This is a genomic window from Planomonospora parontospora, from assembly GCA_014647935.1.
Lineage (GTDB): Bacteria > Actinomycetota > Actinomycetes > Streptosporangiales > Streptosporangiaceae > Planomonospora > Planomonospora parontospora.
In genome coordinates, this window is sequence record BMQD01000001.1 from 332,208 (window position 1) to 352,595 (window position 20,388).

Below are 20,388 nucleotides of genomic sequence, written 5' to 3' on the forward strand. Positions count from 1 at the left end.
TGATGAGTTCAGCCGGAGAGGGCCTGTCTCGTCCGCTGCCCGAGCAGGTCCGCTCACACGTCGTGGACCTGGCGTCCCAGGTCCTGGGATCCATGCCCGCCGCCGCCGTGCCGCCGCCGCTGCGCAACATCGCCAGGTTCGAGCCGCGCAAGCGCGCCCGGCTGGGCAGCACGCCGATCGCGGCGCAGCTGGAGACGGACAAGGAGTTCCGGGAGGCCGTCGCCGAGGTCCTGACGGCGAGCCTGCCCGAGCTGGTCGCCGGGCTGGCGGAGGGTGCCGTCCCCCCGGCCGCCGAGCCCGTCCTGGTCGCCGCCGCGGCCTATCTGACCAGGCCGCCCGGCTGGGTGGAGATGGTGGAGACCGCCCGCGCCGATCTGGAGCGCTCGGCGGCCGTCGCGGAGGGTTCGGCGCAGGAGCAGGCGGTCACCCGGCTGCGCGAGCAGCTGGCCGCGCAGAAGACCGCGGCCAGGGAGGAGTCCGAGCGGCTGCGCGAGCAGCTCAAGGCCGCCCGGGCGGAGGTCTCCGATCTGCGCCACAAGCTGCACGCGGCCCGGGAGCGGGCCAGGGCGGCCGAGGCGCACGCCGCCGCGATGGAGGAGGCCGCGCAGGAGGCCAGGGCCGCCGCCGCGTCGGCGGGCAGTGCGGGGGAGAGCGAGCTGCGCCGCCTGCGGGAGCGCCTGTCCGACTCCGAGCGGCAGCTGGAGGCCGCCCGCCGGGCCGCTCGCGAAGGCCGCAGCGAGGAGGACACCAAGGTCCGCGTGCTGCTCGACGCGCTCGCGGACGCCGCGGCCGGGCTGCGCAGGGAGCTGGCGCTGCCCTCGGGCATCAACCGGCCGGCCGACTCGGTCGCCTCGGTCGCCCCCGGCAGGCCGGGGGTCCGGGCGGTGCCCGCCCGGGCGCTCGCCGACGACGACCCCGCCCTGCTCGACCAGCTGCTCGCGCTGCCGCAGATCCATCTGATCGTGGACGGCTACAACGTGACCAAGACCGGTTACGGCACCCTCACCCTGGCCGACCAGCGCAACCGTCTGCTGACCGGGCTCGGCGCGCTGTACGCGCAGACCCGCACCGAGCTGACCTGCGTCTTCGACGGCGCCGAGCTGGACGGGCCGGTCCCGGTGTCGGCGCCGCGAGGGGTCCGGGTGCTGTTCAGCGCGCCGGGGCAGATCGCCGACGACCTGATCCGCCAGCTGGTCCGCGCCGAGCCCGTCGGGCGGGCGCTCGCGGTGGTCTCCTCCGACCGCGAGGTGGCCGAGTCGGTCCGCCGCATGGGGGCGCGTCCGGTGCCCGCCGCACTGCTCCTGAAGCGTCTCGGACGCGCCTGAGTCCTCCGCGGCCGCTCGTCGTCTCCGCCGGGCCGCGTGCCCGGTGAGAGCGGGAAGGCGGGGAAGCGGGCGAAAAGGTGAGCTGGACCTTACTGGTTCTGTACTATTCGCCCCAGGTCTTTACGGCGGGAGGGCGTAGTAGTGGCCGTGGCGGGTATGCCGAAGTGTTATGGGCGGGTGCCCGTGGCGGCCGGACTGGCTCTCGTGGCGCTCCTGCTGCCGGCGTTGCCGGCCGGTGACGCGCTCGCCGAGCCGAAGCCGACGATCGCCGAGGCCAAGAAGAAGCTGGAGAAGCTCAACGACCAGGCCGACAAGATCGTCGAGAAGTACAACCAGGCCGGCGAGAAGTGGAAGAAGGCCCGCACGCGCTACCGGACGCTCAACGGCGCCCTGGAGAAGCAGAGCGCGAAGGTCGCCGGGCTGCGCCGGGAACTGGTCGCGATGGCCGTCAGCGGCTACCAGGCGGGCACGGTGACCGGCTGGGAGAGCCTGATCACCCGGCCCGACCCGAGTGACCTGCTGAGCGGCCTGGCCGCGGTGGACCAGATGTCGGCCCTGCGCGCCCAGTCCCTCAACGCCTTCGACGAGGCCACCAAGACCCTGCGGACCGACCGGGACGAGGCCAAGGCCGCCCTGTCCGAGGCCGACGAGTACCGCGACGAGCTGGCCGAGCAGAAGGCCAAGGCCGACAAGATGGTCAAGGCCCAGATCAAGCTCCTGCGCGAGCTCGGCGCCTACCGGGCGGGCAACCCGAACAGCCCCGGCATCACCTACACCGGCTCCGCCTCGGGGAGCGCCCGCAAGGCGCTCCAGTTCGCCTTCGCCCAGGTCGGCAAGCCGTACCAGTACGGTGGCACGGGACCCGGCGGCTGGGACTGCTCCGGCCTGCTCCAGGCCGCCTGGCGCGCCGGGGGCGTCAGCCTCCCGCGGACGACCTGGGAGCAGTGGAGCTGGGGTGCGAGCCGCAGGGTCTCCCTGGACGACCTCCAGCCCGGGGACCTCATCTTCAGCGAGGGCCTGGGACACGTGAGCATGTACGTCGGCGGCGGCCAGATCGTCCACGCCCCGCAGACCGGCGACGTCGTGAAGGTCGTCGACCTGTCGGCGTACGGCCGCCGCCTGGTGGGCGCGGTCCGTCCCTGACGCCGCCCCGCTCCCGTCCCGGAAGCCGCCCCCGCCCCGTCCTGCCCCGTCCCCGCCCCCGCCCCGTCCTGCCCCGTCCCCGTCCCCGTCTGTGCTGCCCGAGCCCGCGAGCCCCGCGCTCGCGGGCTCTTCCGTGTCCGGCCAAGATCATTACTCCTGTTACTGGAGTTACGGGAGTGACAACGTTCAGGCAGCGGATCTCCAAATGTGACGAGGGTCATATCGCGGTGGTGGACTCGCCGTTATCCAGCGGTTATGAAAAGAGGGAAGAGGCTCCCCGATCTTCGGACGGGGCAGCGTCTTTGCCGATGTTTGGGGATCGGGGTAACTTCTGGCGTCGCGACGAGCAAGCCATGCCGTCGCAGTGCACCGGCCTCTCAGGCTGTGTCCAGATGAATAATCCAAGCGGTCACGCGAAGCACCTACACCGTCGTGACCTGCCGAATCCATGCAGCCATGAGGCATGGAACCGGGGAACCAAAGGCATGCTCCCATTGCCAGGGGTGAATCGGCACGCCGTTGTGCCATAGGGCGTCTTCCCTGCCCGAATCCGTCAGCTAACCCGGTAGGCATCAGTGGAAGTCCCAAGGAGAAATCCTGTCTACCACCCTGCAGAACCCCTGTTCGTCGCGCCTTTTTCGCCTTTCCGTGGGCGGTTTCGCGCTCACTCTGACCGCGTCGGCCGGTGCGGTCGGAATGAATTCCGCGCAGGCGCGGGCGGCGGCGAACGGCGCGACCGTGGTACAGGCCGGAACCGTCGCGGTCACCCGGATGAGCGGTGCCCCCCTCACCGGGGCGAGCACCAAGGCGGTCACCAGGCTGAGCAAGGCCGCGCGGCAGAAGGCGAAGGCGGCGAAGGCCGTCTCGGTGGCCAAGCGGCAGGTCGGCGCCCCCTACCGCTGGGGCGGGACCGGTCCCCGTGCGTTCGACTGCTCGGGCCTGGCGCAGTACTCCTGGCGCAAGGCGGGGGTACGGCTCCCGCGGATCACGCACAGCCAGTACCGCGCCGTCAGGAAGAAGGTATCGTGGCGCAGCCTGCGCCCCGGTGACCTGCTCTTCTTCTATGGCAAGGGCCACGTCGGCATCTACGTCGGCAAGGGGAGGATGGTCCACGCGCCGAGCAGCGGCAGGACGGTCCGGATCGTGAAGCTGAAGCACTACTACCGTTCCTCCTTCGCCGGAGCGGTCCGCCCCGGCGGCTGACCGGGCCGTCCGGCGGCGGGCGTGCCGCCGGACGGCGCAGGTGCCGAGCGGCCCCGCCCGTCCCCGCGACGGACGGGGCCGCTCCGCGTCCGGTACGGGGACCGCTCCGTGCCCGGCGCCCGGGCGGATCCGCCGACCCGCGTCGCGTAGCATCGGCGCACATGTCCGTCCCCCAGGGGCGCCGCGCCGTACTCGCCGGGATGCTGGCGCTCACGGGCGCCGCGCTGGCCGCGTCCGCGCCGCTCCCGGCCGTCCCGTGGCCGGGAGCCGTCGTGGTCCGCGGGGAGGGCTCGGTCGTCGTCGGGGACCGCGCCGTCGCCGGTCTGCTGGCGGACCTCGCCGCCCGGGCCGACCGCGCCCGCCGCAGGATCGCCGCGATCTGGGGGCCCGTCCGCCCGGTGGTCCTGTTCCCGGAGACCGACGCGCAGGCCGCGGTGCTCGCGGGCGCCTCCGGGGTCGCGGCCACGCGCGGGCTGGCCGCGCTGGCCACCGCGGACCGGGTGGTCGTCCTGCCGGGCGGCTACGCGCGGCTCAGCGAGGTCGGCAGGGACGTGGTCCTCACCCACGAGCTCGTCCACGTGGCCACCGGCGCGACCCGGGGCGGCCGGGTGCCGATGTGGCTGTCGGAGGGGTTCGCCGACTACGTCGGCTACGCGGGCACGGGGCTGGACGTCCGCCGGGTCGCCGCGGAGCTGGCCCGGGAGGTGCGGGCGGGCGTGCTGCCGGACCGGCTGCCCGGTCCGGGGGACTTCGCCCCCGGCGGGGCGCGGCTCCCGCAGGTCTACGAGGAGGCCTGGCTCGCCTGCCGCTACGTCGCCGCACGTTTCGGCGAGCGGGCCCTCGTGAGGCTCTACGGTAGCGATGTCGGGACCACGCTCGGCCTGACCGCGGCGGAGTTCACCGCGGGCTGGCGCGACCACCTCCGGAAGGAACTCGCATGACGTCGAGCACCGCGCGGGCGCCCGGCGCCCGGCCCGGGAGCCCGCGGGCGGCGGGGTGGGCGCTGGCCGCCCTCGGCGCGGTCACCCTGGCGGTCGTGGCGCTCAGCACGCCGTGGCGGGCGCTGCCCGCGGCGGCGCCGCGGGTGGAGCCGGACCCGGCCCGCGACTTCACCGCCGGGCAGATCGCCCGGTCCCAGGCGTTCGACGCCGTGGTGGGCCCGCCCGCCTACCTGTCGCTCGGCCTGACCCTGGTGGTGGCCGGGCTGCTGGTGGCCACCCCGCTGGGCGCGCGGCTGCTGGAACGGCTTCCGGGGGGACGGTGGTGGCTGCGGGTGCTGCTCGGCGTGCTCGCCGTCACGGTGGCGGTGGAGCTCGTGCGCTGGCCGCTCGGGATGTGGCAGGAGGTCCACCTGCGGGACTACGGCCTGTCCACGCAGGACTGGCCGTCGTGGACCGCCGACCGGCTCAAGAACATCGGGATCAGGACCGCGCTCACCGCGGTCATGGTGCTGGCCGTCGTCGCGCTGGCCCGGCGCTTCGCGCGCTGGTGGATCCCCGCCGCGCTGGGCGCCTTCACACTGACCGTGACCGTCTCCTTCGCCTATCCGGTGCTGGTGGAGCCGGTCTTCAACGACTTCTCGCCGATGGCCGCCGGGCCGCTCCGCGACGACCTGCTCGCCATGGCCGAGCGCGACGGCGTGCCGGTCGAGGACGTGCTCGTCGCCGACGCCTCCCGCCGGACCACCGCGCTCAACGCCTACGTCTCCGGATTCGGCGCGACCCGCAGGATCGTGGTCTACGACACGCTGCTGCGGGCACCGGCCGAGGAGGTCGAGCTGGTCGTGGCGCACGAGCTGGGCCACGCCGCCAGCGGGGACGTGCTGTACGGCACGCTGGTCGGCGCGCTGGGCGCGGCCTGCGGGGCGTGCCTGCTGTACCTCGTCGCCTCGTCGGGCCCGGTGCGCCGGCGCAGCGGGGGCGCCTCGCCGGCCGACCCGCGGGCCGCCGGTCTGGTCATGGGGCTGCTGAGCCTGGCCACCGTGCTCTCCGGGCCGGTGCAGAACGCGGTCAGCAGGCAGATCGAGGCCCGGGCCGACGTGCACGCGCTGAACCTGACGCGGGACCCGGTCACGTTCGCGGCCATGCAGAAGCGGCTGGCCGTGGCCAATATTTCTGATTTATCACCAGATGTCGTTGAATATGTTCTTTATGCCTCCCACCCCGCCATCCCGGAGCGGATCGCCGCGGCGCGCTCCTGGGCCGCGCTGAACGGCCTGCCGGAGCCGTGAAGCGCACGCTGATCGTCACCAACGACTTCCCGCCCCGCCCCGGCGGCATCCAGTCGTTCGTGCACGGGCTCGCCGTCCGCATGCCCCCGGGCTCGGTGGTCGTCTACGCCCCCCGCTGGGCCGGGTGCGAGGCGTTCGACGCGCGCCAGCCGTACCCCGTCGTGCGCCACCCCACCTCGCTGATGCTCCCCACCCCGCCGGTGGCCCGCCGGGCCGCCGGCCTGCTCGCCGAGCACAAGTGCGACACGGTGGTGTTCGGGGCGGCGGCCCCGCTCGGCCTGCTCGCGCCGCGGCTCCGGGCGGCGGGGGCGGAGCGCGTCGTGATGCTGACCCACGGCCACGAGGCGTCCTGGGCCCGCGTCCCGGCGGCCCGGCGGCTGCTGGCCGCGATCGGCGGCCATGCCGACGCGGTCACCTACCTGGGTGAGTACACCCGGCGGCTGCTCGCCGCGGTGATCCCGGAGGAGAAGCTGGTACGGCTCGCGCCGGGGGTGGACACCGGCGTGTTCTCCCCGGGGGCGAAGCCGTCCGGGAAGGGCTCCGCGCTCCGGTCGTGGTGCGCCGCCGGGCCGGTGGTGGTCTGCGTCTCCCGGCTGGTGCCGCGCAAGGGCCAGGACACGCTGCTCCGCGCCTGGCCCCGGGTGCTGCGGGCAGTGCCGGACGCCCGGCTGCTGCTGGTCGGCGGCGGGCCGTACCGGGGGAGCCTGGAACGGCTGGCCGGCCGCCTGGGCCTGCGCGACTCGGTCCGGCTGACCGGGTCCGTGACCGCCGAGGACCTGCCCGGCTACTTCGCCCTGGGGGACGTGTTCGCGATGCCCTGCCGCACCCGGCTGGGCGGCATCGACGTCGAGGGGCTCGGCATTGTCTACCTGGAGGCGTCGGCCAGCGGGCTGCCGGTGCTGGCGGGCTCCTCGGGCGGGGCGCCCGACGCGGTGCTGCACGGTGAGACCGGCCTCGTCGTGGACGGCGGCTCGGCCGGGGCGGTGGCGGCCGCGCTGGTGGAGCTGCTCGGCGATCCGGCCCGCGCCCGGGCGATGGGGGAGCGCGGGCGCGAGTGGGCCGGCCGGGAGTGGAGCTGGGACCTGGTGGCGTCCCGGTTCCTCCGGATCCTGGACCCGGACCTCTGAAGGACGCGGCCGGAACCGGGTGCCCGGAGCAGGCGCGGTCCCGGAGCAGGCGCGGTCCCGGAGCGGGCGGGGCGGGCGGAGCGCGGCCGCCCCGGGACCGCGGCTCCGCGGGCTCAGCCGTACAGCTCGTCGACCTGCTTGGCGAAGTCGCGCATCACGACGTTGCGCTTGATCGACTGCTTCGGCGTGACGTGCCCGGTCTCCTCGCTGAGCTCGATGTCGAGGATCGTGAACTTCCTGATCTGCTCGGCCTTGGAGACCGACCGGTTGGCGTCGTCGACGGCCTTCTGCACCTCGGCGACGATCACCGGGTCGGTGCTGAGCTCGGCCAGGGTGGCCCCCTCCCGGCCGTTGGCGGCCTTCCACGGCTCCAGCGCCTCGGGGTCGAGGGTGACCAGCGCGGCGACGAACGGCCTGTCGTCGCCGACCACCAGCGCCTGGCTGACCAGGGGGTGGGCGCGGATGCGGTCCTCCAGCGGGGCGGGGGCGACGTTCTTGCCCGCCGCGGTGACGAGGATCTCCTTCTTGCGGCCGGTGATGCGCACGTAGCCCTCGGCGTCGAGCTCGCCGATGTCGCCGGTGTGGAACCAGCCGTCGGCGTCGATCGCCTCGGCGGTGGCCTCGTCGTTCTTCCAGTAGCCCTTGAAGATGTGGCGGCCCTTGACGAGGATCTCCCCGTCGTCGGCGATGCCGACGGTGACGCCGGGGAACGGCTTGCCGACGGTGCCGATCTTGTTGGCGCCGGGCATGTTGACCGTGGAGGGCGCGGAGGTCTCGGTCAGGCCCCAGCCCTCCAGGACCTCGATGCCCACACCCCGGAAGAAGTGGCCCAGCCGCTCGCCCAGGGCCGAACCGCCGGTCACGGCGGTGCGCAGGTTGCCGCCGGTGGCGGCGCGCAGCTTGCCGTAGACCAGCTTGTCGAACAGGGCGTGCTTGAGCCTGAGGCCGAGCCCGGCGCCGCCGGAGGACTCCGCCCGGCTCCACGCGATGGCCGTGCCCGCCGCGGCGTGGAAGATCTTGGCCTTGCCCTCGGCCGTGGCCTTCTGCTCGGCGCCGTTGTAGACCTTCTCGAACACGCGCGGCACGCCGAGCAGGAAGGTGGGCTTGAACGCCTGCAGGTCGGGGGCGACGTTCTTCATGTTCGGGGTGTGCCCCATGACCGTGCCGGTCTCGATGAGCACGAGCTGGATGACGCGGGCGAACACGTGCGCGAGCGGCAGGAAGAGCAGCACGGAGCGGTTCTCCACGGTGAACAGCCGCTCCAGCGGGCCGTGGGCCACGTTCCGCGCGGTGAACAGCAGGTTGTCGTGGGTCAGCCGGCAGCCCTTGGGCAGGCCGGTGGTGCCGGAGGTGTAGACGATCGTGGCCAGGTCGGCGATGCCGCGCCCGCTCCTGCGCTCCTCCAGCGTCCCGTCGGAGACCCCGGCGCCGGCCGCGGTCAGCTCGGCGACGGCCCCGCCGCCCGCACCGCCCTCGATGCGCCAGACGTGCTCCAGCCCGCCGAGCTCGGGAAGGACCTCGCGGACGGTCTCCTCGTGGGACTCCAGCTCCACGAAGATCGCCTTGGCGCCGCTGTCGGAGACGATCCACTTCACCTGCTCGGCGGAGGAGGTCTCGTAGACCGGCACGCCGACCGCGCCGGCGGACCAGATCGCGTAGTCGATCACGGTCCACTCGTAGCGGGTGCGCGACATCAGGGCCACCCGGTCGCCCGGCTCGACGCCCGCGGCGATCAGACCCTTGGCCACGGCGGCGACCTGGTCGCGGAACTCCCCGGCGGTGACGGCGACCCAGTCCTCGCCGACCTTCCGGCGCAGGGCGACGGCGCCCGGTTCCCGCTCGGCGCGCTGGAACACCGTGTCGGTCAGGTTGGCGGAAGAGGGGACGTCCACCAGCACGGGAACGCTGTACTCGCGCACGGGTCACTCCTGAATACGCACGGATCGAGATGGGTCAACAGGAAGTTATCGCGATAAGTTACGCGTGGGTAGTTTCGTCACCCAGGCGTTACGAAGGGCGATTTCACGCTATCAGCCTCCTCCTGTGGGACCCCCTGAAGCGACCGTCGTCCGAGGCGTCGCATCCCATTTGTTACTTATGTCGGAATTCTGGACCGAAGGGCCGGACGCCGACTGGCTAGGATGTCCGCCATGCGGGTTCATGTCGTCAGCGATGTGCACGGAAGGGCCGACGCCCTGGCCCGCGCGGGGGACGGCGCCGACGCGCTGGTCTGCCTGGGGGACCTGATCCTCTTCGTCGACTACGACGACCACTCCCAGGGCATCTTCGCCGAGCTCTTCGGCGCGGAGCGGGCCGCCGAGTTCATCGCGCTGCGCACCGCCAAGCGGTTCGACGAGGCCCGCGCCATGTCCGCCGGGCTCTGGGCGTCGCTGGACGGCGACCCGCGCGACCACATCGAACGCTCCGTCCGCCGCCAGTACGGCGAGCTCTTCGCCGCGATGCCCGTCCCGGCCTACCTCACCCCCGGCAACGTGGACCTGCCGCGCTACTGGCCGGAGTACGCCCGCCCGGGCCACCGCGTGCTGGACGGGGAGACCGCCGAGATCGGCGGCCTGCGGTTCGGTTTCGTCGGAGGCGGGCTGCGCACGCCGTACCGGACGCCGAACGAGATCGACGACGAGGAGTTCGCCCGCAAGGTCGAGGCGGTCGGCGAGGTGGACGTGCTCTGCTGCCACATCCCCCCGGCGGTCCCCGAGCTCCTCTACGACGTCGTCGCCCGCCGTTTCGAGCGGGGCAGCGAGGCGACCCTGGAGGCGATCAGGCGGACCCGGCCGCGCTACGCCCTCTTCGGCCACGTGCACCAGCCCCTGGCGAGCCGGGTGCGGATCGGCCGGACCGAGTGCGTCAACGTGGGCCACTTCCGGGGCACCGGGACGCCCTTCGTGCTGGAGTGGTGAGGCCGGGGCGGTGAGATCGCCGGGCTGAGGCGGGCGCGGGGGAAGCGGTAGTACGGTAACCCCATGGCTGATCGCACGACCTCGAGCATCACGATCGGCGCGGACCGGTCGACCATCATGACGGTGATCGCCGACTTCGGCGCCTACCCCGAGTGGGCGGGGCAGGTGAAGTCCGCGCAGGTCCTGTCCACCGGGCCGGACGGCCGCCCGGAGCGGGTCAGGTTCGTCCTGGACGCGGGCGTGATCAGTGACGAGTACTCCCTCGCCTACACCTGGCACGGCGACGAGTCCGTCGACTGGGTCGTCGCCGAGGGCGGGAAGATGGTCTCCGGCCTCACCGGCAGCTACCGCCTGGCCGAGACGGGCGGCGGCACCGAGGTGACCTACGAGCTCGCCGTGGACCTCAAGGTCCCGATGATCGGCATGATCAAGCGGAAGGCGGAGAAGGTCATCATCGACACCGCCCTGAAGGGGCTGAAGAAGCGCGTCGAGAGCGCATGACGCGGGTCCTGCTCTTCACGGGCAAGGGCGGGGTCGGCAAGACGACCGCGGCGGCGGCCACCGCCGTCCTCGCGGCCAGGTCCGGCCTCAAGACGCTGGTGGTCTCCACCGACACCGCGCACTCGCTGGCCGACGCGCTCGGGGTGACCGCCGCCGCCGAGCCCTCCGAGATCGAGCCCTGCCTCTACCTGCACCAGGTCGACACGCAGCGGTCGCTGGAGCGCCAGTGGGGCGAGCTGCGCGACTACGCCCGCGGGGTCTTCGCCGAGCTGGGCCTCGACGCGGTCACCGCCGAGGAGATCACGGTGCTGCCCGGCGCGGAGGAGGTCATCGCCCTGCTGGAGCTGCGCGAGCAGGCCGCGACCGGGCGCTGGGACGTGATCGTCGTCGACTGCGCGCCCACCGCCGAGACGCTCCGGCTGCTCGCCCTGCCCGAGGCCCTCGACTGGCACGTCAACCGGCTGCTCCCGGTCGGCAGGCGGCTGCTGCGCACGCTCTCCCCGCTGGTGCGCCGGGTGGCGATGGTCAGCGTCCCGGACGACCACGTGGTCGGCGCGGGCGAGCGCCTGCACCGGGCGCTGATGGAGGTCCGCGAGCTGCTCACCGGCCCGGACGCCAGCGTCCGGCTGGTGCTCACCCCCGAGGCCGTGGTGCTCGCCGAGGCCCGCCGCACGCTCACCTCCCTCAGCCTGTACGGCTACCGCGTCGACGCCGCGATCGCCAACCGCGTCTTCCCCGCCGAGGGGGCCGACCCGTGGCGGGAGCGGTGGGTGGCCGCCCAGACCAGGCACCTGGCCGAGGTGGCGGAGTCCTTCGCGCCGCTGCCCGTGCACACCGTCCCCTACCTGGACGCCGAGCCCGTCGGCCCGGACGCGCTGGCCCGCGTCGCCGAGGCCATGTACGGCCGGACCGATCCCTTCGCCCCGCCCGGAGGGGAGCCGCCGCTGCGGATCACCGCCGAGGGCGAGCTCCTGCTGACCCTGCCGCTCGCCGAGAAGGGCGAGGTGGACCTGGCCAGGAAGGGCGACGAGCTGATCGTCACCGTGGGCCCCTACCGCAGGGTCCTGGCTCTGCCCGCGGCACTGGCCCGCAGGGGCGTGCGGGACGCCGCGCTCTCGGACGGCCGTCTGCGGGTACGGTTCCAATCGGGAGGGCCAGATGACTGAGAACACCGGAAACACCAGCAACCCGGACGGCGTGAGCGATCAGACCGGCCGGCACGACCGGAACGGCCGCGAAGCCGGGAGCGAGGGGAGAGCGGACCGCGGGACCGGGGACACCGCCGGGACGGCGGGCCCCGGCGCCCCCCGGGGCGGCGGGGGCGACCCGCTCGGGAACGCGGCCGAGGAGGCGCTCAAGCTCTTCGACGCGCTCCAGCGCAAGGCCGCGCGGGAACTGCGCAAGAACCTGGTCAAGGGCACGATGACCGGGTTCGGCAGCGCGTTCTCCGGAGGCGGCCGCGGCGCCAGGGACGTGTGGGAGGAGGCGGTCTCCGACCACGACGAGGAGTACATCTGCCGCGCCTGCCCCGTCTGCCGCGCCATGGCGGCGCAGCGCGAGTCCGGCGGCCAGGTGACCGACCACCTGGTGCAGGCCGGCTCCGAGCTCTTCGCCGCGTTCAAGTCGGCCGTCGACGCGCTGAACAGGCCCTCGGCCGCGCAGCGGGCGCGGGAGCGTGAGGCCTCGCGGGAGGACACCCCCGTGGAGCACATCGACCTGGGGTGAGCCCAGAGGGAAAGGGTGAGAGATGGCGCTGACCATCGGCGTTGACATCGGCGGCACCAAGATCGCGGCGGGCGTCGTGGACGACGGCGGGCGGATCGTCGCGCAGTCTCTGCGGCCCACTCCGGCCGACAACCCCGAACGCGTCGCGGACACCATCGCCGACGCGGTGGCGGAGCTGGCGAAGGACCGGGAGGTCGAGGCCGTCGGTCTCGGCGCCGCCGGGTTCATCGACGAGACCCGCTCGCTGGTACGGTTCGCGCCCAACCTCGCCTGGCGTGAGGAGCCGCTGCAGAAGAAGGTCTCCGACCTGATCGGCCTGCCCGTCGTGGTGGAGAACGACGCCAACGCGATGGCGTGGGCCGAGGCGAGGTTCGGCGCGGGCCGCGGGGAGAGCCACGTCGTGTGCGTGACCGTCGGCACCGGCATCGGCGGCGGCATGGTGCTGGACGGCGCCCTCTACCGGGGCCGCTGGGGCATGGGCGCCGAGTTCGGGCACATGCAGGTGGTCCCCGAGGGGCGCCTGTGCGGCTGCGGCAACCTCGGCTGCTGGGAGCAGTACGCCAGCGGCAACGCGCTGGTCACCGAGGCCAGGCTGATCGCGGAGGCCGACCCGGCGCGGGCGGCCCGGCTGCTGGAGATCGCCGGGGGCGGCCCCGCCGACATCGAGGGCCCCGAGATCACCGACGCCGCCCGCGAGGGCGATCCGGCGGCGCTGGCCGCATTCTCCTCGATGGCCGAGTGGCTCGGCCGGGGACTGAGCGACCTCGCCGCGGTGCTCGACCCCGGCTGCTTCATCCTCGGCGGCGGCGTCTCGCGCGCCGCCGACCTCTGGATCGACCAGGTCCGCGACTCCTTCGGCCGCCACCTGACCGGCCGGGGCCACCGCCCCTTGGCCGACATCCGCCTGGCCGAGCTCGGTGCCTCCGCCGGCCTCGTCGGCGCCGCCGACCTCGCCCGCCGGCGCTGACCGGAAGGCGCCGGCCGGAGGCGTCGATCGGAGTCGCCGACCGGAGGAGGCGACCGGAAGGCGCCCGCCGGGCGGCCGGAGGCGCTGGCACGGGGTCCCCGCCGCGGTTACGCTGACGTTCCCGTCGGCGCGAGGTCACCTGCGAGGTCACCGTGGTGCTCAGGGTCGCCAGCTACAACGTGCGTTCCATGCGCGACGACGTCGCGGCGCTGGGGCGGGTGGTCGCCGCCCTCCGCGCCGACGTGCTCTGCGTGCAGGAGGCGCCCCGCTTCCTGTGCTGGCGCTGCAGACGGCGGCGGCTGGCCGCCTTCGGCGGCCTGCGGGTCGCCGCGGGGCTGCGGGCGGGGGGCCTGGCCGTGCTGACCGGACCGGGCGTACGGCTGCTGCACGGCGAGGGCCGCCTGCTGAGACACTTCCCCGGTCTGGAACGGCGGGCGATCGCGATCGCCGTGGTGGAGGCGGAGGGCGCCCGGGTGGCCGTCGGCTGCGTCCACCTGGATCTCGACCAGGAAGCCCGGCTGCACCACGCCGGCGAGGCGCTGGACCTGGTCGAGGAGGTCGCCGGCCGGTTCGGTGCGCTGCCCGTGCTCGCGGGGGACATCAACGAGCAGGCGCACCAGCCCGCCTGGCGGCACCTCACCGGGCGGCTGGCCGACTGCTACGCCGTCTCGCCGCGCGGCGACGGCCTCACCTTCCCCGCCCGGAACCCGGGCAAGCGCATCGACGCGGTCTTCGCGGTGGCGGGCGTCTCCGTGGTCTCCTGCGGCGGGATCGAGGCGGACCCCGCCGACCTGGCCGCCGCCACCGACCACCTGCCGGTGGTCGCCGAGCTGGACTGCGCCCGGTCCCCCCACGGGCGCGACCCCCGCGGCTGAACGCGCCCGCGGGGGCCGCGCCCGCGAGGGGACGCGCCGCCCGCGCAGGGCGCGCCGGACAGGGCGGGGCAGGGTGTCCCCGCCGGGCGCGTACCGCGGGAGGCGGCCGGGGGTACGGCCGAGGACGGGGAGCCGCACACATGGAGCGGGCATCACCCGTACCATTTGGTGCATGACCCGTCGCCTTCCGCGGCGTGCCCTGGCGCTGTGCGCGGGAGGCCTGCTTCTGCCCTTCCTGCACGCGCCGGCCGCGCACGCCGATCCCGTCCGCCCGCCCGCGGCGGAGGCCTGGCAGGCACCGGCGACCGCCCGGCTGAGCAGTGACGGATCCCTGTCCGACGTCGCCGGGCTCTCCGCCGGGAACGTGTGGGCGGTGGGCCAGCAGAGCGTGTGGGACGTCTGGCAGAGCCGGGGGGCCATCACCCACTGGAACGGCCGGACCTGGACCGAGGTCCCCATCCGCAACGACCCCACCGGGGCCGGGCTCCTGCGCTCGGTCGCGGCGGCGTCGGCGACCGAGCTGTGGGCGGTGGGGGAGGGCCACGACGGCCTGCCGTACCTCGCGAGGGGGGACGGCTCGGCCTTCGACCGGGTCACCGTCGACACCCTGCACGTGGGCGACTGGCTGGGCGGGGTGGCGGCCGTCCCGGACCGGGTGGTCGCCGTGGGACGCCGCGCCAGGCAACCGCTGATCGTCACCGGTTCGGGCGGGAAGTGGACGCTCACCGCCGCCGAAGGGCGCGGCACGCTGTACGGCGTCGCGGTGACCGCCAAGGGGGACGGCTGGGCGGTCGGCGACACCGGCGGCAAACCGCTGATCATGAGGTCGTCCGGCGGGCAGTGGAAGTCCTTCCCCGCTCCGGACATCCCTGGCGGCTACCTGCGCGACGTCCACCTCAACGGGTCCAGGCGCGCACTGGCCGTCGGCGGCGTCTACCGCGACTCGGGGCAGGTCGTCCCGCTGGTCCTGTCCTGGAACGGCAAGAAGTGGTCCAGGGTGGACCTGCCCGACCAGGACGTGCGGCTGTACGGCGTGACCGGCGACCGCAAGAACCGCTTCTGGATCTCCGGAGTCGACCTGACGCGTCCGGGGGAGGCGTTCCTGCTCCGTTACGACGGCCGCAGGGTCAAGACGCTGCACGGCGCTCCGCCCTCGGCCCCCCGGACGATCAGGCTCCAGTCGGCGGCCTACCTGCCCGGCACGGGCACGATCTGGACCGTCGGCCACGTGGTGGACGGCAACGGGCGCTACACCGACGTGATCGAGCGCTTCGCGACGAAGAGCCCGGCCGGCCAGGGAGACTCCGCCCGGTCCAGGTCGTGAGGTCCGGCCCGGACGCGGGGGCTCAGAGGACGGCGCCGTCGTCCCAGCCGGAGCCGCCGGGCGGGCCGTCCCCCATCCGCACCACCAGCGCCACGAAACCGCCGATGAACGCGGCGACCGCGGTGAACAGCGCCCAGCCGCGCAGCTCCCACCCGGCCGCGGCGGTCACCAGCAGGTAGGCGGGACCGCCGAACAGGGCCGTCCACGCGATCTTGGCGGTGGCGTCGGTCTTGGGCAGCGGCGGCGGCGGAGGAGGCACGTAGTGCCCCTCGTCGTCCTCCTGCCCGGCGGCGGGATCGGAGTCGGTGCCGGCGTCGGTGCGGCCGTCCTCCTCCGCCACGGGGAGGCCGTCCTCCTCCGGGATCCTGACCACCCGGCGCGGGGGATCGGCGGGGAGGTTCTCGCTGTCCGGCCACGGCTGGTCGGCCGAGTCGCGCTCGGCGGTATCGTTGAAGGACGCGACGATCTGCCGCCAGACCTCGTCCTCGTCGCTCTGCGGTGTCACCTAGCTGGGCCCGTCGCTCATGGCCTGATCACTTCCTTCTCCGGAGACCGCGCATCCCCCGCTGGCGATCAGTCTCTCTGCAAGGGTACAGAGGCGTTCGTCCTGATGAACTCCAGGCTCTCCGCAAAGATCCGGTCGGCGTCGTTGTCGAGCGTCGCGACGTGGTAGCTGTCGGCGAGCTCGACCACGTCCAGATTCCCCCCGGTCAGCCTCTCACGAAGAATACGCACACTGGTCGGCTTGACCACATGGTCCTGCGGGCTGTGGAAGACCAGAACGGGCTGGGTCACCCTGTCCAGCTCGGCCTGGGTCAGCGCCCAGAGACGGGGGAGGCTCGCCGCGGCCTTGACCGGGGTGCGCGTGTAGCCCACCTCGACCGTCCCCTCCTTCTTGATGTCGCCCGCGACCCCCTGGACCGAGGGGACGAACAACCGCAGCAGCGGCGCGAGCCTGAGCAGCGGGACGTCGTTGGCGATCGAGGGGTTGACGACGACCACGCCCCTGATGCCCTCGCCGTGCACCTCGGCCAGGCGCAGCGCCATGCATCCGCCCAGTGACAGGCCCGCCACGAAGACCTCGGGGCACCGCCCCCGCAGGTCCGCCAGCGTCTTGTCCAGCTCGGCGTACCAGTCCTCCCAGCGGGTGCGGTTCATCTCCTGCCAGGTGGTGCCGTGCCCGGGGAGCCGGGGCAGCGCCACGGTCAGCCCCGCCTCGGCGAGGTGCTCCGCCCAGGGCCGCAGCGACTGCGGAGAGCCGGTGAAGCCGTGGCAGAGCAGCACCCCGACCGGGCCTCCCGCGTGGTGGTACGGTTCCGCGCCGGACATGATTGGCATTGTGACTCCTTGTCAGGCTTGCCTGATCGTCGCATGTTCGGGGCCTGTTTTGCGAGAGGGTGATTTGTGCGGTTTGGCGGTGTAGGTGACGGAGCCTCGAGGTGGGAAGATAACTCCAGGTCGCTTCCTGTCAACCAAAGGAGCATCGAGTGTTCTACTGGGTGGTGAAGGCCATCCTCGCGCCCCTTCTCCGTCTGATCTTCCGCCCCTGGGAGGAGGGGGTGGAGAACGTGCCGAAGGAGGGCCCGGTGATCCTGGCCGGCAACCACCTGTCGTTCGCCGACCACTTCTTCGGGGCGTTGTTCCTTCCGCGCAAGGTGATCTCCCTCGGCAAGGCCGAGTACTTCACGGGCAGGGGCCTCAAGGGGATGCTCAGCCGGGCCTTCTTCAGCGGCGTCGGCACCGTGCCGATCGACCGCTCCGGAGGCAAGGCCAGCGAGGCGGCGATCCGCACCGGCCTGCGCGTGCTGAGCGAGGGCAACGTGCTCGGCATCTACCCCGAGGGTACCCGTTCCCACGACGGCCGCCTCTACAAGGGCAAGACCGGTGTGGCGCGGCTGGCGCTGGAGTCCCGTGCGCCGGTCATCCCGTGGGCGATGGTCAGCACCTTCGAGATGATGCCCCCCGGCCGCCCCCTCCCGCGCCTGGGCATCCGCCCGGGCGTGAGGTTCGGCAAGCCGCTGGACTTCTCCCGCTACTACGGCATGGAGGAGGACCGCCTGGTCCTGCGCGCCGTCACCGACGAGATCATGTACGCCCTGATGGAGCTGGGCGGCCAGGAGTACGTCGACAAGTACGCCGCGAGCGCCAAGGCCGAGGCGGCCCAGGCGGCGAAGGAGGCGAAGAAGGCCGGGCGGCGTTGAACGGCGCGGGGGACCCGCCCGGGCCCCGCCGTCCGGCCCGGCTCCGGCCGCGGGCCCGGTCCCGTTTCTCGTTCCGCCCCTTGCCCGGGCGCCCGCTCCGGGCCGGACCGCCGCGGGCCGCCACCGCTACCGCCGCGGTCGCCTGCGGCGGCGCGCTCGGCGCGCTGGCCCGCCACGGCCTGGGCGCGGCGCTGCCGACCGCGCCGGGTGGCTTCCCCTGGACCACCCTGGCGGTCAACGTCCTCGGCTGCCTGCTGATCGGGGCGCTCGTCGTGGTGCTCGTGGCGCTGGAGCCCCACCCGCTGGCCGGGTCCTTCCTGTCCACCGGGGTGCTGGGCGGGTTCACCACCTTCTCCTCCTTCGCCGTGGACGTGGAGGAACTGGTCCGTCTGGGCCGGCCGGCCACGGCACTCTCCTATCTCGTCGCCACCCCGGTCCTGGCGGTGTCGGCGGCACTCGCCGGGACGGTCCTGGCAAGGCGGGCGCAGCGGGCGCGGCGGGAGCGCCGGGCGGGATGAGCGTGCTGCTGGTGGCGCTGGGCGGAGCGGCCGGGGCGGCGCTGCGGCACCTGGCGGCCTCGCGCTCCGGCCCCCGCTTCCCGTGGGGGATCCTCGCGGCGAACACGGCCGCCTCGTTCCTGCTCGGCCTGCTGGCGGCCGGAGCGGCCGCCGGGTGGCTCCCGGGCTGGGCGCTCACTCTGGGCGGCGCCGGCTTCTGCGGGGCGCTGAGCACCTACAGCACGCTCGCCTACGACGTGCTGCGCCTGGCCGAGGCCGGCGAGCGGCGCCTGGCCGCGGCGAACCTGGCGCTCACGCTGGCGGCAGGCCTGGCGGCGGGGTTCGCCGGAGCGGCCGTCGGCCGGATAGCCTGGTAGGACCGATGGGATGAACAGGGTCAACGGGATGGCGGGGGCGCATCGTCGCGCATCGCCGCCTCCATCTTCCGCATGACGCGGGTCATCGTCTCCAGTTCGCCCGGCTCCAGCAGGTCGATGAGGAGCGCGCGGACGACGGCGACGTGGCCCGGTGCGGTGCGTTCGAGACACGCCATGCCCTCACCGGTCAGCGCGGCCAGCACCCCGCGCTCGTCGGAGGGGCAGGTCTCCCGGGTCACCAGGCCCATCGTCTCGAGCCTGCTGATCTGATAGGTCAGCCCGCTCTTGGAGGCCACCACGCCGCGGGCGAGCTCGGTCATGCGGAGCCGTCGGCCGGGGGCGGCGGAGAGCCGCGCGAGGATCTCGTACTGGGCGTGGGTCAAGCCCGCGTCCGCTTTCAGCTGTTCCTCGACGCGCCGTTCGAGCAGATGGGAGGCGGTCAGATAGGCAGTCCACGCGACCATCTCATGCTCGTCGAGCCATCGCGTCCCCGTCATCCACTCAGTCTACAGGTTGTTTGAATTTGAACTATCTGCTTAGGTGGTGGTTCGAATTCGAACCATGGGAGGCGTCATGTTCGGTGTGATCGATCGAGTCAGGCCCATCGTGTTCCTGGTGGGACGCGTCGTCATCGGCGTGATCTTCTTGGTGCACGGCTGGATGAAGTTCAGCTCCGGGCTGTCGGGGACGACGGCGTTCTTCGAGTCGGTCGGGATCCCTCTGGCGGGCCTGGCGGCGCCGGCGGTGGCGGTCCTGGAGGTCGTGGGCGGGATCGCCCTCATCGTGGGCGCCGCGCTCCCGGTCTTCGGCACGCTGCTCGCGCTCAACATGCTCGGCGCGATCCTGTTCGTCCACGGGTCGGCGGGGTTCGCCGCGGACAAGGGCGGCTACGAGTACGTCCTCGCCCTGGCGGCGGCCAGTCTGATGATCGGCTTCAGCGGAGGCGGGGCCCTGGCCGTCGACTCCCTCTGGCAGCACCGCCGCGGCCGTACGGGCGCCACGACCTCGGTCTGATCGCTGCCGCACGGCCCTCGCCGTACGGGCGTCACGGCCTCGCGGGGCAGGACGCCTAGCCGCCGTAGACGTGCTCGCGGATCTGCCGGATGTGCTCCGGAGTCGTACGGCAGCAGCCGCCGACGAAGTCCGAACCCGCGGCGTGCCATTCCGCAGCCGCCGCGCCGAACTCGGCCGGGTCGGCCAGACCGCGCCAGCGGCGGGCCGCGGCGTCCCAGGTCTCGCCGGAGTTGGGGTAGACCATGACGGGTTTGCCCTCGATCTGCCCGATCAGGCTGGGGATGTGGCGCGGCGCGGTGCAGTTGACGCCGACGGCGAGGACCTGGGGGTGGCCCGCGAACAACCCGGCGGCCCGGCGTATGGGGGTGCCGTCGCTGATGCGCTCACCGTCGCGGCAGGAGAAGCTGATCCACGCCCGCACGCCCGGGGTCTCGTCGAGCAGCCGCCTCAGCGCGCGGGCCTCGGCGTACGACGGGACGGTCTCGCACGCCAGGAAGTCGGCTCCGCCGCCGGCCAGGATGTGCCAGCGCTCCCGGTGCCAGGCGACCAGGCCGTCCTCGTCGAGGTCGTAGTCGCCGGTGTACTCGGCGCCGTTGGCGAGGTAGGCGCCGTACGGGCCGACGCTGGCGGCCACCGCGCCCTCGCCGTGGGCGTCCCGCGCCTCGGCGGCCAGGCGGATCGAGAGCAGGATCAGCTCCTCGGCCCGGCGGGCGGACAGACCTCGGCGCACGAACGCCGGGATGCTCGCCTGGTAACTCGCCGTGGTCGCCACCTGCGCTCCCGCGGCGTAGTAGTCGAGATGGGCCTGCCGGATCAGCGAGGGGTCCTCCACCAGGAGCTTCGCCGACCACAGCTCGTCGCCCAGGTCCGCGCCCAGGGACTCCAGATGGGTGGCCAGACCGCCGTCGAGAATCACCACCCCGCCACTGTACGTCACAGGCGGCGGGGTGATCCGGCGGAC

22 protein-coding genes and 1 riboswitch are annotated in these 20,388 nt (G+C 73.5%); of the genes, 17 read left to right on the plus strand and 5 right to left on the minus strand.

All coding sequences use genetic code 11. From position 1 onward, the window contains the following. Positions 1–2: 2 nt before the first annotated feature. The 6 genes from IEZ07_RS01505 (at position 3) to IEZ07_RS01530 (ending at position 7,028) form a co-directional block, all read left to right on the plus strand. Positions 3–1,325, plus strand: coding sequence for an NYN domain-containing protein (locus IEZ07_RS01505; RefSeq protein ID WP_191893120.1), 1,323 nt, complete (start codon positions 3–5; stop codon positions 1,323–1,325). Positions 1,326–1,481: 156 nt separating this feature from the next. Further along, a complete protein-coding gene (locus tag IEZ07_RS01510) occupies positions 1,482–2,468 on the plus strand; it encodes a C40 family peptidase (protein ID WP_239319272.1) in 987 nt (328 codons plus the stop codon). A gap of 428 nt (positions 2,469–2,896) precedes the next feature. Next, positions 2,897–3,055: riboswitch (cyclic di-AMP (ydaO/yuaA leader) on the plus strand. 109 nt (positions 3,056–3,164) lie between these two features. Further along, entirely contained in the window at positions 3,165–3,671 is a 507-nt protein-coding gene (locus IEZ07_RS01515) for a C40 family peptidase (protein ID WP_191893122.1), read from the plus strand. A gap of 161 nt (positions 3,672–3,832) precedes the next feature. Then, positions 3,833–4,612, plus strand: a complete 780-nt coding sequence (locus IEZ07_RS01520) for a hypothetical protein (protein WP_191893123.1) — start codon at positions 3,833–3,835, stop codon at positions 4,610–4,612. Next, the gene (locus IEZ07_RS01525; RefSeq protein ID WP_191893124.1) at positions 4,609–5,901 is read left to right on the plus strand and encodes a M48 family metallopeptidase; all 1,293 of its coding nucleotides are present in this window, start codon (positions 4,609–4,611) and stop codon (positions 5,899–5,901) included. Before IEZ07_RS01520 ends, IEZ07_RS01525 begins: the two co-directional genes overlap by 4 nt. After that, on the plus strand, positions 5,898–7,028 hold the full coding sequence (locus IEZ07_RS01530; RefSeq protein WP_191893125.1) for a glycosyltransferase family 4 protein: 1,131 nt from the start codon (positions 5,898–5,900) through the stop codon (positions 7,026–7,028). The genes IEZ07_RS01525 and IEZ07_RS01530 overlap by 4 nt, the downstream gene beginning before the upstream one ends. 113 nt (positions 7,029–7,141) lie before the next feature. Here IEZ07_RS01530 and IEZ07_RS01535 read toward each other — a convergent pair whose 3' ends face one another. After that, complete coding sequence (locus tag IEZ07_RS01535; protein WP_191893126.1) at positions 7,142–8,947, minus strand: AMP-dependent synthetase/ligase; 1,806 nt, start codon at positions 8,945–8,947, stop codon at positions 7,142–7,144. 231 nt (positions 8,948–9,178) lie between these two features. Between IEZ07_RS01535 and IEZ07_RS01540 the strand changes: the two genes are divergently transcribed. The 7 genes from IEZ07_RS01540 (at position 9,179) to IEZ07_RS01570 (ending at position 15,338) form a co-directional block, all read left to right on the plus strand. Then, complete coding sequence (locus IEZ07_RS01540; protein WP_191893127.1) at positions 9,179–9,946, plus strand: metallophosphoesterase family protein; 768 nt, start codon at positions 9,179–9,181, stop codon at positions 9,944–9,946. Between the two features lie 63 nt (positions 9,947–10,009). Beyond that, entirely contained in the window at positions 10,010–10,447 is a 438-nt protein-coding gene (locus IEZ07_RS01545; protein WP_191893128.1) for an SRPBCC family protein, read from the plus strand. Then, on the plus strand, positions 10,444–11,613 hold the full coding sequence (locus IEZ07_RS01550) for an ArsA family ATPase (RefSeq protein WP_191893129.1): 1,170 nt from the start codon (positions 10,444–10,446) through the stop codon (positions 11,611–11,613). Before IEZ07_RS01545 ends, IEZ07_RS01550 begins: the two co-directional genes overlap by 4 nt. Beyond that, entirely contained in the window at positions 11,606–12,172 is a 567-nt protein-coding gene (locus tag IEZ07_RS01555; RefSeq protein ID WP_191893130.1) for a DUF5304 family protein, read from the plus strand. The genes IEZ07_RS01550 and IEZ07_RS01555 overlap by 8 nt, the downstream gene beginning before the upstream one ends. Before the next feature lie 22 nt (positions 12,173–12,194). Further along, the gene (locus tag IEZ07_RS01560) at positions 12,195–13,139 is read left to right on the plus strand and encodes an ROK family glucokinase (RefSeq protein ID WP_191893131.1); all 945 of its coding nucleotides are present in this window, start codon (positions 12,195–12,197) and stop codon (positions 13,137–13,139) included. A gap of 155 nt (positions 13,140–13,294) precedes the next feature. Continuing rightward, positions 13,295–14,014, plus strand: coding sequence for an endonuclease/exonuclease/phosphatase family protein (locus IEZ07_RS01565; protein ID WP_307729002.1), 720 nt, complete (start codon positions 13,295–13,297; stop codon positions 14,012–14,014). Between the two features lie 172 nt (positions 14,015–14,186). Next, positions 14,187–15,338: a WD40/YVTN/BNR-like repeat-containing protein gene (locus IEZ07_RS01570; RefSeq protein WP_191893133.1), complete on the plus strand. Its 1,152-nt coding sequence runs from the start codon at positions 14,187–14,189 to the stop codon at positions 15,336–15,338. 22 nt (positions 15,339–15,360) lie between these two features. Here the strand turns inward: IEZ07_RS01570 and IEZ07_RS01575 are convergent, their stop codons facing one another. Next, positions 15,361–15,843 carry a hypothetical protein gene (locus tag IEZ07_RS01575; protein WP_191893134.1) on the minus strand — a complete coding sequence of 161 codons (483 nt, stop codon included), beginning with the start codon at positions 15,841–15,843 and terminating at the stop codon, positions 15,361–15,363. A 68-nt stretch (positions 15,844–15,911) separates the two neighbouring features. Then, positions 15,912–16,676 carry an alpha/beta hydrolase gene (locus tag IEZ07_RS01580; RefSeq protein WP_191893135.1) on the minus strand — a complete coding sequence of 255 codons (765 nt, stop codon included), beginning with the start codon at positions 16,674–16,676 and terminating at the stop codon, positions 15,912–15,914. A 149-nt stretch (positions 16,677–16,825) separates the two neighbouring features. Between IEZ07_RS01580 and IEZ07_RS01585 the strand changes: the two genes are divergently transcribed. From IEZ07_RS01585 to IEZ07_RS01595, 3 genes are all read left to right on the plus strand, one after another. Further along, positions 16,826–17,539, plus strand: a complete 714-nt coding sequence (locus tag IEZ07_RS01585) for a lysophospholipid acyltransferase family protein (RefSeq protein WP_068894242.1) — start codon at positions 16,826–16,828, stop codon at positions 17,537–17,539. Between the two features lie 80 nt (positions 17,540–17,619). Then, positions 17,620–18,057 carry a FluC/FEX family fluoride channel gene (locus IEZ07_RS01590; RefSeq protein ID WP_191893136.1) on the plus strand — a complete coding sequence of 146 codons (438 nt, stop codon included), beginning with the start codon at positions 17,620–17,622 and terminating at the stop codon, positions 18,055–18,057. Next, on the plus strand, positions 18,054–18,413 hold the full coding sequence (locus tag IEZ07_RS01595; RefSeq protein ID WP_191893137.1) for a FluC/FEX family fluoride channel: 360 nt from the start codon (positions 18,054–18,056) through the stop codon (positions 18,411–18,413). The genes IEZ07_RS01590 and IEZ07_RS01595 overlap by 4 nt, the downstream gene beginning before the upstream one ends. 20 nt (positions 18,414–18,433) lie before the next feature. Here the strand turns inward: IEZ07_RS01595 and IEZ07_RS01600 are convergent, their stop codons facing one another. Continuing rightward, on the minus strand, positions 18,434–18,910 hold the full coding sequence (locus IEZ07_RS01600; RefSeq protein WP_191893138.1) for a MarR family winged helix-turn-helix transcriptional regulator: 477 nt from the start codon (positions 18,908–18,910) through the stop codon (positions 18,434–18,436). A gap of 64 nt (positions 18,911–18,974) precedes the next feature. On the opposite strand from IEZ07_RS01600, the gene IEZ07_RS01605 reads away from it, so the two are divergent. After that, positions 18,975–19,427 carry a DoxX family protein gene (locus IEZ07_RS01605; protein WP_301549296.1) on the plus strand — a complete coding sequence of 151 codons (453 nt, stop codon included), beginning with the start codon at positions 18,975–18,977 and terminating at the stop codon, positions 19,425–19,427. A gap of 55 nt (positions 19,428–19,482) precedes the next feature. On the opposite strand, the gene mmuM is transcribed toward IEZ07_RS01605, so the two are convergent. Next, entirely contained in the window at positions 19,483–20,346 is an 864-nt protein-coding gene (gene mmuM / locus IEZ07_RS01610) for a homocysteine S-methyltransferase (RefSeq protein ID WP_191893139.1), read from the minus strand. Between the last annotated feature and the right edge of the window lie 42 nt (positions 20,347–20,388).

What these genes read in the sequence shown, in the direction of transcription:
- IEZ07_RS01525 (WP_191893124.1), top strand. Translation starts at nt 4,609, where the DNA reads ATGACGTCGAGCACCGCGCGGGCGCCCGGCGCCCGGCCCGGGAGCCCG.
- IEZ07_RS01555 (WP_191893130.1), top strand. Translation starts at nt 11,606, where the DNA reads ATGACTGAGAACACCGGAAACACCAGCAACCCGGACGGCGTGAGCGAT.
- IEZ07_RS01550 (WP_191893129.1), top strand. Translation starts at nt 10,444, where the DNA reads ATGACGCGGGTCCTGCTCTTCACGGGCAAGGGCGGGGTCGGCAAGACG.
- IEZ07_RS01560 (WP_191893131.1), top strand. Translation starts at nt 12,195, where the DNA reads ATGGCGCTGACCATCGGCGTTGACATCGGCGGCACCAAGATCGCGGCG.
- IEZ07_RS01545 (WP_191893128.1), top strand. Translation starts at nt 10,010, where the DNA reads ATGGCTGATCGCACGACCTCGAGCATCACGATCGGCGCGGACCGGTCG.
- IEZ07_RS01540 (WP_191893127.1), top strand. Translation starts at nt 9,179, where the DNA reads ATGCGGGTTCATGTCGTCAGCGATGTGCACGGAAGGGCCGACGCCCTG.
- IEZ07_RS01570 (WP_191893133.1), top strand. Translation starts at nt 14,187, where the DNA reads ATGACCCGTCGCCTTCCGCGGCGTGCCCTGGCGCTGTGCGCGGGAGGC.
- IEZ07_RS01600 (WP_191893138.1), bottom strand. Translation starts at nt 18,910, where the DNA reads ATGACGGGGACGCGATGGCTCGACGAGCATGAGATGGTCGCGTGGACT.
- IEZ07_RS01605 (WP_301549296.1), top strand. Translation starts at nt 18,975, where the DNA reads ATGGGAGGCGTCATGTTCGGTGTGATCGATCGAGTCAGGCCCATCGTG.
- IEZ07_RS01595 (WP_191893137.1), top strand. Translation starts at nt 18,054, where the DNA reads ATGAGCGTGCTGCTGGTGGCGCTGGGCGGAGCGGCCGGGGCGGCGCTG.
- IEZ07_RS01505 (WP_191893120.1), top strand. Translation starts at nt 3, where the DNA reads ATGAGTTCAGCCGGAGAGGGCCTGTCTCGTCCGCTGCCCGAGCAGGTC.
- IEZ07_RS01515 (WP_191893122.1), top strand. Translation starts at nt 3,165, where the DNA reads ATGAATTCCGCGCAGGCGCGGGCGGCGGCGAACGGCGCGACCGTGGTA.
- IEZ07_RS01510 (WP_239319272.1), top strand. Translation starts at nt 1,482, where the DNA reads ATGCCGAAGTGTTATGGGCGGGTGCCCGTGGCGGCCGGACTGGCTCTC.
- IEZ07_RS01520 (WP_191893123.1), top strand. Translation starts at nt 3,833, where the DNA reads ATGTCCGTCCCCCAGGGGCGCCGCGCCGTACTCGCCGGGATGCTGGCG.
- IEZ07_RS01580 (WP_191893135.1), bottom strand. Translation starts at nt 16,676, where the DNA reads ATGCCAATCATGTCCGGCGCGGAACCGTACCACCACGCGGGAGGCCCG.